Raw genomic sequence first — 12199 nt, 5'->3', positions numbered from 1 at the left:
CCTTGGCGGTCGGCCCGCACCGTCAGGCAGCCACGTGCGGTTACGCTCCCTTACATTCGCGGGTAATGCACAGACGCCATATTCTGCGAGCCCGGCAGGGCATATCGGAGTGCGCCGCCGAAATTCTGGCGCATCGCGAGTCATGGAATGCTGACCCCCGTTAGTTCATCGTTTTCTGTCCCACCCCTGAACACAGGGATACCGGTCCCCGAGTCGGACCGGCGGAACCGGATGTGGCTGGATTCCGGATGTAGCCGGCCGTGTGGGCGCGGGGCCGTGTCCGACCCGCCGGCGCGTGGTCACTCGGCCGTGACCTCGGAGTGGACCTGTGGTCTGTGTCCACGCCTTCGAGGCTCGCGATCAAACCGCTCGGGGCGAAAAATCAGCCGCATGCTGGAGGTATCCCCTTCTGGAAGTCTACGGCGAACTCGAAGCGCCCCGTGCGCGTCGGGCTCGGCGGGCTCGTCCTGGCTGGTCCGGATTTCGGTGCCGTGATGCAAAAGCCGCGGACGTATTCTCTTCCAGCGGGCGGATGGAGTCTGACGCTTTTTTCGGGTCGGCCGTCGCGACGAATCCGAACCCGTCGGCCCACATGGTCGGACGGCAGTCGTCGAAGCTCTGGCGTCGCCTCCAAGGGGCAGACCACGGCCGGGCGGCAGGCCGCGCAGTGGCCGCCCGCCGAAACGCAGACGTGGGGCGAGCATCTTGGGGGTCGAGGGACCTCGCAGCAGTGAGGCGCCTGAGGCTGGCCGGCGGGACGGGGTCGGGCAGGGCAGAGCGACGCCACGCACAGGAGGCGACTGTTGTCGGTCCATGACGCGCGGCCCTGTCGAGCCGCCCACGGCCACGCGAGCGGCCCACCGGGCGGGAGAGCGCTCCCTGCCCGGACCGAAACCATCGTTCCGGTCTGATAACAACCCCTGCCTCCCCTGCGCATGTCCCGTACAGTCATCCCCGCAGACAAGTTCTTGAACACGTTCAAGAGGGAATCTCGGGGGAGGAACCGCAACCATGCGAGGCGGAGCCAAAGTCGCCATAGTCGGCGGAGTGTTCGTGCTGGTGGCCGGGGGACTGAGTTACGGGGCGTACTCGGTCCTGTTCGACGACGGGGGCGGCGGGGGCCTGGGCACCAAGGCCGCCGTGGTGAAGACCGGGCCGCCGGACACGAAGGAGATCGCCGAGGCCTCGAAGGCGTTCTTCGACGCCTGGTCCTCCGGGAACGGTGCGGGCGCCGCGCAGTTGACGAACCACCCGGTGGAGGCGGAGCCCGTGCTGACCGGGTACTCCACCGAGGCGCACATCGAGCACGTGGTGATCACCCCGGGTCCGGCGGTCGGGGCGAAGGTCCCGTACACGGTGAAGGGGACCGTCTCGTTCGAGGGACAGAGCAAGCCGCTCTCGTACTCCTCCGAGTTGACCGTGGTGCGCGGGCTGACCACCGGCAAGCCGCTCGTCGACTGGCAGCCGACCGTCGTACACCCTCAGTTGACCGCGGGGGCGACGCTCGTGACCGGGGAGTCGGCCGCGCCGGAGATCGAGGCGGTCGACCGCAACGGCAAGGTGCTGACCAAGGAGGAGTACCCGTCGCTCGGGCCGGTCATCGCCACGCTGCGCGACCGGTACGGAGCCCAGTCGGGCGGCACCGCGGGCATCGAGACGTCGATCGAGAGCGGTGACGAGAACACCCCCGCCATCACCCTGCTGACGCTCACCAAGGGCAAGCCGGGCGAGGTGAAGACGACGATCGACGCGAACGTGCAGGCGGCGGCGGAGAAGGCCGTGAAGCAGTTCGGCGAGTCCTCCGTGGTGGCGGTCCAGCCGTCGACGGGCGCGATACGGGCCATCGCCAACAACCGGGCCGACGGATTCGACGCGGCCATGGAGGGCAGCCTCGCACCCGGCTCCACCATGAAGATCGTCACAGCGGCGATGATCATGCAGAACGGCGTGGGGAGCATCGACTCCCCCGTGGAGTGTCCGTCGACCGTCTCGTGGGAGGGAGTCACCTTCCACAACCTGGACGACTTCTCCATCCCGAGCGGCACGCTGAAGAACGCCTTCGCCCGGTCGTGCAACACCGCCTTCATCAAGGCGGTCAAGCCGCTGACCGAGAAGAACGTGGCCGGCACGGCTCTCGGCCAGGAGGCCCGCGACTACTTCGGCCTGGGCCAGGACAACTGGAAGACCGGCATCGGGTCCTTCGACGGCAGCGTCCCCGAGTCGTCGGGGGCCGAGACCGCGGCCTCGTACATCGGTCAGGGCAAGGTCCTCATGAGTCCCCTGAACATGGCGTCGGTCACCGCGACCGCCAAGTCGGGTTCCTTCAAGCAGCCCTACATCGTCGCGCGCGACCTGGACGACCGGCCGTTCGCCACCGCCCAGCCGCTTCCCGGCACGGTGGGACAGCAGTTGCGGGACATGATGCGCTTCACCGCGACCGACCCCAGCGGCACCGGCACGGAGGCCATGGCCTCCGTCGGCGGCGACAAGGGCGCGAAGACCGGGTCGGCGGAGGTCGACGGGCAGGGCAAGTCCAACAGCTGGTTCACCGGATTCAGCGACGACCTGGCTGCGGCCGGGGTGGTCCAGTCCGGCGGCCACGGTGGCACCGCGGCCGGTCCGGTCGTCGCGGCGGTGCTGCGCGCGGGGTGAGTCGGGGGGATGCCGCTGCCCCTGCGGTGAGGGTGCGCCGGGCCCGGCCAGGGCCCGGCGCACCGCCGCGTCCGGATCCGGGCCATGCGCCAATACGGTGCTGCGTACGGCCCGTTCGCGCGAGTAGCCTCGGGATCATGAGCACTTCCACCACCGGCCCCGACGCCGGGTCCCAGCCGACCACCGCTCCCGCAGCCTCCGCCGCACACTCCGCGCACTCCGAGGCGCACCCCCGATTCGCCGCCGCGCTGGCCGAGTCGGGGCTCCGGGTCGAGGTACGCCGCTTCCCCGACGCCACCCGTACGGCCGCCGAGGCCGCCGCCGCGATCGGCTGCGAGCTGGCCGAGATCACCAAGTCCCTGGTGTTCGTGGCCGACGGCGTCCCGGTGGTCGTCCTGATGGACGGTGCCTCCCGGGTGGACGTGGAGCGGGTGCGCGAGGTGCTGGGCGCGGCGAAGGTGAAGCGCGCGGGGGCCGACGTGGTCCGCGAGGCGACCGGGTACGCGATCGGGGGCGTACCGCCCTTCGGGCACGTGACGAGGACCCGGGTGCTGGCCGATCGGGGGTTGCTGGACCATCCGGTCGTGTGGGCGGCGGCCGGGACCCCGCACACGGTGTTCCCGCTCGACCCGAAGAGCCTGATCGCCCACGCGGGCGGCACGGTGGTGGACGTGCGCGAGCGGACCGCGTGACCCCGCTGGTCGCCTGCGCGGTGCTGCTGGCGGCCTTCACCCACGCCGGGTGGAACGCCCTGGCCCACTCCCTCAAGGACCAGTTGCTCTCCTTCACCCTGATCTCCGGCGGCGGTCTGCTGATCGGTGCGCTCGCCGCGCCCTTCGTGCCGTTCCCGGACGCGGGGGCGTGGCCGTACCTGGGCGTCTCGGCGGTGCTGCACCTCGTGTACATGCTGCTGCTGATGCGGTCGTTCACGCTGGGCGACTTCGGTCAGATGTATCCGATCGCCCGGGGTACGGCCCCGCTCGTGGTGACGCTCCTCGCGGCGGTGTTCGTCGGCGAGCGGCCCGGTGCCTGGGCCACGACGGGTGTGGCGGTGGCCTCGGCCGGGCTGGTCGGCCTCGCCCTGTGGGGCATCCGGGGCTCCGGCCGCCGCCCGGACTGGCCGGCCCTGCTGGCGGCGCTCGGGACGGGCCTCGCCATCGCCGGGTACACCACGGTGGACGGCGTCGGGGTGCGCGCCTCGGGCAGCTCACTGGGGTACGTCGCCTGGCTGATGATCGCGGAGGGGCTGGCCGTACCGGCATACGCCCTGTACGTCCGGCGCGGCGAACTGGGCGCCCAGCTCGCCCCGTTGGCGGTGCGCGGGCTGCTCGGGGCGGCCCTCTCGGTGGTGGCCTACGGGCTGGTGCTGTGGGCCCAGACCCGCGCGGCGCTCGCCCCGGTCGCGGCGCTGCGCGAGTCCTCGATCATCGTGGGCGCGGCGCTGGGCGCGCTGCTCTTCAAGGAGCGGTTCGGCGCACCGAGGATCGCGGCGGCGGGGCTGATGGTGGTCGGCATCGGGCTGATGCTGCACGCGGGTTGAGCGCCGCGCCGCGGCCCGCGCACTCGACCGCCGGCCGCCCGCTCGAAGGCCGTGCGCCCGCTCACATCCCCGCCACCGCCCGCTCGAAGGCCGTGCGCCCGGTCACTCCCCCGCCACCGCCCGCTTGAAGCCGGTGTGGACGGCGAGGAGTCCGCCGTCGACCCTCAGGGTGGTGCCGGTGATCCACGACGCGTCGCGGGAGGCGAGGAAGGCGACGGCGGCGGCGATGTCGTCGGGTTCGCCGATGCGGCCGAGCGGGTAGAGCGCGGCGGCCCGGTCGAGGTCGGCCTCGCGGCCCGCCCAGGCGTCGGTGCGCAGGGTGCCGGGGGCGATGAGGTTGACGCGCACCCCGCGGGGTCCGGCGTGGCCGGCGAGGGTACGGGTCAGGCTGGCCAGGCCCGCTTTCGCGGCGCTGTAGGCGTGGCCGCCGAAGTCCTGTTCGCCGTTGACCGAGCCGATGTTGACGATCGCGCCCCGGCCGGAGGCGGCGAGATGCGGGAGGGCGGCGCGGGAGCAGCGGAAGGCACCGCCGAGGCAGATGTCGAGATCGCGCTGCCAGGTCTCGTCGCTCTCGTCCTCGAAGAGTTCGGCGTCCGGACCGGCCGCGTAGGCGTTGTTCACCAGGACGTCGAGCCGGCCGAAGGCGGTGACCGCGTACGCCACCGCCGCCTCCACGGCCGCCCGGTCGCCGACGTCGCAGGCGAGGGAGTCGGCGGCCCCTCCCTCGTCCCGTATCCGGGCGGCGGTGGCGGCGGCCCGGTCGGGGTCCCGGTCGGTGACGAGGACCGACGCGCCCTCGGTGGCGAGCCGGCGGGCGGTGGCCGCGCCGACCCCCTGTCCCGCTCCGGTGATGAGGACGCCGTGGCCGTCGAAACGCGCGAGCGCGTGGGGTGTCATGGGGGCGACCGTACTGCGGGGGGCGGGGTGCGGTCACGGGGGATGCGCGCCGAAGTGCGCGCCCCGGACCGGCGGATGGCGGCGATCAACGCCCCGGTCGTCCTGCCGTGAAGTGCCGTGCGGGCCGGTCGGCCCGTCTCAGAGCGCCGAGCGCACCGCCCGGACCAGGGCCTGGGCGCGCGGGTCGGCGGTGACGCCCTTCTGGAGGCCGTTGGTGACGTAGCCGAGGGCGATGCCGGACTCCGGATCGGCGAAGCCGAGGGAGCCGCCGCGTCCGGGGTGGCCGAAGGAGCCGGGGCCGAGCAGCGGGGCGGCGGGGCCGTGGAGCATGTACCCCAGTCCGAAACGGGTGTTGACGACGAGGACCCGGTCCGGTCCGGCGGACTCCTCGGTGCGGGCCAGGGTGAGGGTGGCGGGGGCGAAGAGACGGTGGCCGTCGACGTCGCCGATCATCGCGGCGTAGCAGCGGGCGAGGGCGCGGGCGGTGGCGATGCCGTTGGAGGCGGGGAGTTCGGCGGTGCGGTAGGCGGGGTCGTTCTCGTCCGGGTTCGGGTCGATCGCGCCGAAGGCGCGGCGGGTGAGCGAGTGCGGGTCGGCGTACGCCTCGGTGACGGCGCGCTTGGGCCGCATCCGCAGGGCGCCGGGGTCGCCGGTGGCGGGCGGTTCGACGGGGCCGACGCGGCCGATGCGGTGGGCCTCGTCGGCGGGGAGCCCGAACCAGAAGTCGAGGCCGAGGGGGCGGCCGATCTCCTCGGCGATCCAGCGGCCGATGGTGCGGCCGGTGGCCCGGCGGACGAGTTCGCCGATGAGCCAGCTGTAGGTCTGGGCGTGGTAGCCGTGGTCGGTGCCGGGTTCCCACTGGGGCCGCTGGGCGGCGACGGCGGCCGGTCCGGTGTGGCCGTCGGCGGCCTCGGCGGGGGTGAGCGGGCGGTCCAGGGCGGGGACTGCGGCGCGGTGGGCGAGGAGGTCGCGCACGAGGACGCGTTCCTTGCCGTTCGCCTTGAACTCGGGCCAGTACGTGCCGACGGGGGCGTCGAGGTCGACCTGGCCGCGCTGGTGGAGCATGAGGGGGACGGCGGCGGCGATGCCCTTGCCCGCCGAGCGGACGATCTGGACGGTGTCGACCGCCCAGGGTTCGGTGCCGTCCACGTCTCTGGTCCCGGCCCAGAGGTCCACGACCTTGCGCCCGTCGCGGTAGACGGCGACGGCCGCGCCGCGCTCACCGCGCTGTTCGAAGTTCCTCACGAAGGCGTCCCGGACCGCTTCGAATCCGGGTGCCACCGTGCCCCGTACGTCCACGCCTGCTTCCGCGCTCCCGCTCATCCCCCCATCCTGCACGGCGGCGCAGGTCCGGTGGGGGGCGGGTCACCTGCTGTTTACCGTCACGGAACCGGGATCGAAGCCGAAGGGCAGCTCCAGCCGGTGGGCGCGCATGAGTTCCTCGTCGAGGAGGAGGTCCTGCGTACGGTCGTCGGCGGCGATGACGCCGTCGCTGAGGATGACCGAACGGGGGCAGAGCTCCAGGGCGTACGGGAGGTCGTGGGTGACCATCAGGACGGTGACGTCCAGGGAGCGGAGGATGTCGGCGAGTTCGCGGCGGGAGGCCGGGTCCAGGTTGGAGGACGGCTCGTCGAGGACGAGGATCTCCGGCTCCATGGCGAGGACGGTGGCGACGGCGACGCGGCGGCGCTGCCCGAAGGAGAGGTGGTGCGGCGGGCGGTCCGCGTACTCGGCCATGCCGACCCGGCCGAGGGCGGTGGCGACGCGGGCCTCCAGTTCGGCTCCGCGCAGCCCGGAGGCGGCGGGGCCGAAGGCGACGTCCTCGCGGACGGTCGGCATGAAGAGCTGGTCGTCGGGGTCCTGGAAGACGATGCCGACGCGGCGGCGGATCTCCGCGAGGTTCCGCTTGCCGACCGGGAGCCCGGCGACGCGGACGGTTCCGGCGCCCGCGTCGAGGATGCCGTTGAGGTGGAGGACGAGGGTGGTCTTCCCGGCGCCGTTGGGGCCGAGCAGCGCGACGCGCTCGCCCCGGGCGACGGTCAGGTCCACGCCGAAGAGCGCCTGGTGCCCGTCCGGGTAGGCGTAGGCGAGGCCGCTGACTTCGAGGGACGGCGGCACGGGGGCGGGGGCCGGGCCTGTGGCGATCGGGCTGTTCATGGGTTCATCCCAGCAGAGGTACGAGAAGGGGAGGTGCGGGGGCCCTCGGGGCGGCGGGGGCGCTTTCGTCCCGGGGTCACAGGGCCCAGCCGAGGAGGCACACCGCGAGGGCGGGCAGCGGGAGCGCCGCCGCGTACGCCCACTGGGCGCGGGAGGCCGTCACCTGGTCGATGACCGGCATGGTGCCCGCGTACCCCCGGCTGACCATCGCCAGGTGGACCCTCTCGCCGCGTTCGTAGGAGCGGATGAAGAGGGCGCCCGCCGACTTGGCGAGGACGCCCCACTGGCGTACGCCGCGCGCCTCGAAGCCCCGGGAGCGGCGGGCGACCGACATCCGGCGCATCTCGTCGGTGATGACGTCCCCGTACCGGATCATGAACGAGGCGATCTGGACGAGGAGCGGCGGCAGCCTGAGCTGCTGGAGACCCAGCAGCAGGGCGCGGAGTTCGGTGGTGGAGGCGAGGATCACCGAGGCGGCGACGCCGAGGGTGCCCTTGGCGAGAACGTTCCAGGCGCCCCAGAGACCGGCCACGCTGAGGTGGACACCGAGGAGTTCGGTCCGCTCCCCCGGTACGACGAACGGCATGAGCAGCGCGAACGCCACGAACGGGACCTCGACGACCAGCCGCTTCAGCAGGTACCCGGCGGGGATCCGGGCCACCGCCGCGACGGCGGCGAGCAGCACCGCGTAGAGCGCGAAGGCCCACACCGCCTCGCGCGGGGTGGAGACCACGACGAGGACGAAGCAGAAGACGGCGGCGAGCTTGCAGTGCGGGGGCAGCCGGTGGACGGGCGAGTGCCCGTGCCGGAAGAGCCGGTGCGCGTGGCCGGAGCCCATCGGGCGCCTCAGACCTTCTCGGTGAGCGGTGCGGCGGCGGGTCCGGCCGTCAGGTCCCGGCCGTCGTCGCGGCGGCGGCGGATCGCCCAGAACACCGTGCCGCCCACGACGACGGTGACGCCGACGCCGATGACCCCGGCGAGGCCGCCGGAGAGGCGGGCGTCGTCCACGTCCTTCACGCCGTAGTCGGCGAGCGGGGAGTCCGCGGAGGCGTGCTCCTTGGCGTTCCGGTCGATGCCCTTGTCGGCCGCGACCTTCTCCAGTCCGTCGGGGCTGGAGGAGGCGTAGTACGAGACGAAACCGGCCAGCACGAGGGCGGTGAGCAGCCCGGCGGCCAGCAGACCGCGGGCGGAGCGGGACGCGACGGCGACGGCGGGCTTCGGGGCCTTGGCGGGCTTCGCGGGTGCGGCCGGGGCGGCGTCGATCAGCCGGCCGTCCACCCGGAGCTTGAGCGGGTTGGTGAAGCCCTTGGCGCCGTGCACCAGGTCGGGGCGGACCGCGAGGACGGCGCCGACCGTGGCGGCGGTGATGACGGCCTCGCCGATGCCGATGAGGACGTGGACGCCGACCATCGCGGTGAAGACCTTGCCGATGGAGATGTCGGTGGTGCCGCCGATCCAGTAGATCAGCGTGAAGACGACGGCGGCGGCGGGTACGGAGACCAGCGCGGCGACGAAGGAGGCGACGGTGACGGTGGACCGGCGGCGCGGCAGGGCCCGCATCAGCAGGCGGAAGACCACGTACGCGACGACGGTGGTGGTCACGCCCATGTCCAGGACGTTGACGCCGAGGGCGGTGAGGCCGCCGTCCGCGAAGAGGATGCCCTGCATCAGCAGCACCACGGTGACGCAGAGGACCCCGGTGTAGGGCCCGACGAGTATCGCGGCCAGCGCCCCGCCGAGGAGATGCCCGCTGGTGCCGGCGGCGACCGGGAAGTTCAGCATCTGCACGGCGAAGATGAAGGCCGCCATCAGCCCGGCGAGCGGGGCGGTGCGCTCGTCCAGTTCACGGCGGGCGCCGCGCAGGCTGACCGCGACGGCTCCTGCGGCGGCGACTCCGGCGGCCACGGAGACGGGTGCGTTGATGAAACCGTCGGGTACATGCATGGGAAGGCTCCGCTTCTGCGGGGTCGGCGGGAACAGGGTGCGGGCAGGGGTCTGCGACCCGGCACGAACCGGAACCCGCCAATCATAGGGCGTTCTTGCGAACCATGCGCAAGAGCGCATGTCCTACATTTACGCACCGCGCACGCGCCGTGAAATATGGGACATTGGACTGCAAAGCGGTAATAACAGGAGGAGTCGGCCGATGTCCCCCGTGATCGAAGAACACACCCGGGCCCGTCTCATCACCGACGGTCCGCTCACGCGCCCGGTCCCGGTCGACCTGCGCTACGACGCCGAGGGCGACCCCGGCACCGTCCACCTCGTCTTCGACGGCGGCGCCGACTGGGCGCTCCGCCGCGACCTGCTGGAGGACGGCATGAACACGCCGGTCGAGAGCGGCGAGGTGCGCCTCTGGCCCGCCGGGCGGGCGCAGTTGATGCTGGAGCTGCACTCGACCGGCGGAGTCGAGGTCTTCCAGATCGAGAACGCCGCGCTCCAGCGCTTCCTGGGCCGCACGCACACCGAGACCGCCCCGCCCGCCGCCGCCGGGCGCTGAGCCCTTCGCGGGAAACCCGCCGCCCGCGCCCGCGTACGTACGACGAAAGCCCCCGTGCCGCTCGCACGGGGGCTTCCTGTCGCACCGGCACCCGTCCCCACAGATGTCGGCGCACCCGGCGCCGCGCCCCGCTCAGGCGCGGCACCGGAGTCCGGTGGAACCGGTCGGACCGGGCGGCCCGGCCGGCTCCCTGGGCGTCAGACCCGGCTCAGCTCGCGTTCGCCGCCGGCCGGACCCTCGCCGCCGCCCGCCTCGGCGGGGAGGTGCTCGGCCAGCCCCTCACCCTCGACGTCGACGTTCGGCAGGGCGCGGTCGAGCCAGCGCGGGAGCCACCAGGCGCGCTTGCCCAGCAGGGCGAGCACGGCGGGGACGATCGCCATACGGACCACGAAGGCGTCGAAGAAGACGGCGATGGCGAGACCGAAGCCGATCATCTTGATCATCGCCTCGGTGGAGCCGATGAAGCCGCCGAAGACCGCGATCATGATGACGGCCGCCGCCGTGACCACCCGGGCCCCGTGCTTGAAGCCGGTCTCGATCGCCTGGTGCGGGGTCTCGCCGTGGACGTACGCCTCCCGCATGCGGGTGACGAGGAAGACCTCGTAGTCCATGGCCAGGCCGAAGACCACACCGACCATGAAGATCGGCATCATCGACATGATCGGGCCGGTCTGCTCCACGCCCAGCAGGGAGGCGAGCCAGCCCCACTGGAAGACCGCGACGACCGCGCCGAGCGCCGCGACGACCGACAGCAGGAAGCCGAGGGCCGCCTTCAGCGGGACGAGGATCGAGCGGAAGACCACCATCAGCAGCAGGAACGCCAGGCCGACGACCAGCCCCAGGTAGGGCAGGAGCGCGTCGTTCATCTTCTGCGAGAAGTCGACGTTCATCGCGGTGGCGCCGGTGACCAGCACCTCGGCTCCGGTGTCGCTCTTGATGTGCGAGCCGGCGTCGCGGATCTGGTGCACCAGCTCCTCGGTACCGGCCGAGCTGGGCCGGTCCTTCGGGACGACCGTGATCGTCGCGGTGTCACCGGCCTTGTTGAAGACGGCCGGGGTCACCGCCTTGACGTGCCCGAGCGACTCGATCTCGTCGGAGACCTGGTTGACGGCGGTCTTGCCGTCCGCGCTGTGCTGGGTGTCGACGACGATCATCAGCGGCCCATTGAAGCCGGGGCCGAAACCGTCCGACAGCATGTCGTACGCCTGGCGCTGCGTGGTGCTCTTGGGCTGGGAGCCGTCGTCCGGCAGGCCCATCTCCAGCGAGGCGGCCGGCAGCGCGACGGCGCCGAGGCCGAGCACGCCGACGACCAGCACCCAGACCGGGCGGCGCAGCACGAACCTGGCCCAGCGGGTGCCCGCGTTCGGCTTCGCGTCGGGGCGTTCCGCCGCGGCGGCGGCCTTGCGCGCCTTGCGGCCCATGATCCGCCGGCCCGCGAAGCCCATCATGGCCGGGACCAGGGTGAGGGCGATGAGGACGGCGATGACGACCGTACCGGCGGCGGCGAAGCCCATCTTGGAGAGCATCGGGATGTTGACGACGGCGAGGCCCACCAGGGCGATGACGACGGTCAGTCCGGCGAACACGACGGCGGAGCCGGCCGTGCCGACCGCCCGCCCGGCGGCTTCCTCGGGTTTCCGGCCCTCGGCGAGTTCGGCGCGGTAGCGGGAGACGATGAAGAGCGCGTAGTCGATGCCGACCGCGAGGCCGATCATCATCGCCAGGGTGGAGGTGGTGGTGCCGAGGTCCAGCACGTTCGCGAGTGCGGTGATCGACGTGACGCCGATGCCGACGCCGATGAGCGCGGTCAGCAGCGGGAGTCCGGCGGCGACCAGCGAACCGAAGGTGATGACGAGCACCACGCCCGCGATGACGATGCCGATGACCTCGGTGGCACCGGTCTCCGGCATCGCTTCGAGCGCGTCACCGCCGATGGCCACGGTCATCCCGCTCGCCTCGGCGTGCTTGCCCGCCTTCTCCAGCGCGTTCTTCGTGCCGTCGGTCAGGTTGGCCGACGCCTCGTCGTAGGAGACCGAGATGTACGCGGTCGAGCCGTCCTTGCTGACGGCGTTCGCCGTGAACGGGTCGGTCACCGAGGCGACCTGGCCGGAGCCGGACTTCAGCTCAGTGGCGATCTTCTCGACGTCGGCCTTGTGGGCCGGGTCGGTCACCTTCTCCCCGTCCGGGGCCTGGAAGACGACCCGGGCTGTGGCGCCCTCGGCGTTGGAAGCGGGGAAGCGCTGCTCCAGCAGGTCGAAGGCCTTCTGCGCCTCGGTGCCGGGGATCGAGAAGGAACTGGAGGCGGCGGGCGTCGCGGTGGCGGCGCCGAATATGCCGAGCCCCAGCAGGACAACCCAGATCAGGGCGACGTAGCCCCGCTTGCGGAACGCGAAGCGTCCGACTTTGTAAAGGAATGTGGCCACGGAGGGAGACTCCCGGTCAGGTCGTGTGCG

Annotated in this window: 10 protein-coding genes; 4 read left to right on the top strand and 6 right to left on the bottom strand. The window is 72.4% G+C overall.

All coding sequences use genetic code 11. The features are described 5' to 3' along the window. The first annotated feature begins 1011 nt into the window (after window positions 1–1011). The 3 genes from ACFWEE_RS27425 (at window position 1012) to ACFWEE_RS27415 (ending at window position 4192) form a co-directional block, all read left to right on the top strand. Window positions 1012–2652: a penicillin-binding transpeptidase domain-containing protein gene (locus ACFWEE_RS27425; RefSeq protein WP_386893042.1), complete on the top strand. Its 1641-nt coding sequence runs from the start codon at window positions 1012–1014 to the stop codon at window positions 2650–2652. Window positions 2653–2789: 137 nt separating this feature from the next. Continuing rightward, window positions 2790–3344 (top strand): YbaK/EbsC family protein, encoded by a 555-nt coding sequence (locus tag ACFWEE_RS27420; protein WP_386893041.1) that lies wholly within the window; start codon window positions 2790–2792, stop codon window positions 3342–3344. Further along, a complete protein-coding gene (locus tag ACFWEE_RS27415) occupies window positions 3341–4192 on the top strand; it encodes an EamA family transporter (protein ID WP_386893040.1) in 852 nt (283 codons plus the stop codon). The genes ACFWEE_RS27420 and ACFWEE_RS27415 overlap by 4 nt, the downstream gene beginning before the upstream one ends. 102 nt (window positions 4193–4294) lie before the next feature. Here ACFWEE_RS27415 and ACFWEE_RS27410 read toward each other — a convergent pair whose 3' ends face one another. From ACFWEE_RS27410 to ACFWEE_RS27390, 5 genes are all read right to left on the bottom strand, one after another. After that, the gene (locus ACFWEE_RS27410; protein WP_386893038.1) at window positions 4295–5089 is read right to left on the bottom strand and encodes an SDR family NAD(P)-dependent oxidoreductase; all 795 of its coding nucleotides are present in this window, start codon (window positions 5087–5089) and stop codon (window positions 4295–4297) included. Window positions 5090–5227: 138 nt separating this feature from the next. Continuing rightward, on the bottom strand, window positions 5228–6388 hold the full coding sequence (locus ACFWEE_RS27405) for a serine hydrolase domain-containing protein (RefSeq protein ID WP_386893046.1): 1161 nt from the start codon (window positions 6386–6388) through the stop codon (window positions 5228–5230). Between the two features lie 66 nt (window positions 6389–6454). Continuing rightward, window positions 6455–7246: an energy-coupling factor ABC transporter ATP-binding protein gene (locus tag ACFWEE_RS27400; protein WP_386893037.1), complete on the bottom strand. Its 792-nt coding sequence runs from the start codon at window positions 7244–7246 to the stop codon at window positions 6455–6457. A 76-nt stretch (window positions 7247–7322) separates the two neighbouring features. Continuing rightward, entirely contained in the window at window positions 7323–8084 is a 762-nt protein-coding gene (gene cbiQ, locus ACFWEE_RS27395) for a cobalt ECF transporter T component CbiQ (RefSeq protein ID WP_386893035.1), read from the bottom strand. An 8-nt stretch (window positions 8085–8092) separates the two neighbouring features. After that, window positions 8093–9190 (bottom strand): energy-coupling factor ABC transporter permease, encoded by a 1098-nt coding sequence (locus ACFWEE_RS27390; protein ID WP_386893033.1) that lies wholly within the window; start codon window positions 9188–9190, stop codon window positions 8093–8095. A gap of 202 nt (window positions 9191–9392) precedes the next feature. Here ACFWEE_RS27390 and ACFWEE_RS27385 point away from each other — a divergent pair, with 202 nt between their 5' ends. After that, window positions 9393–9746 carry an SsgA family sporulation/cell division regulator gene (locus ACFWEE_RS27385; protein WP_386893032.1) on the top strand — a complete coding sequence of 118 codons (354 nt, stop codon included), beginning with the start codon at window positions 9393–9395 and terminating at the stop codon, window positions 9744–9746. Window positions 9747–9943: 197 nt separating this feature from the next. Here ACFWEE_RS27385 and ACFWEE_RS27380 read toward each other — a convergent pair whose 3' ends face one another. Further along, window positions 9944–12169: an MMPL family transporter gene (locus ACFWEE_RS27380; RefSeq protein WP_386893030.1), complete on the bottom strand. Its 2226-nt coding sequence runs from the start codon at window positions 12167–12169 to the stop codon at window positions 9944–9946. Between the last annotated feature and the right edge of the window lie 30 nt (window positions 12170–12199).

This window comes from Streptomyces sp. NPDC060184 (genome assembly GCF_042728795.1).
Lineage (GTDB): Bacteria > Actinomycetota > Actinomycetes > Streptomycetales > Streptomycetaceae > Streptomyces.
This window is presented reverse-complemented; position numbering and strand designations above follow the sequence as displayed.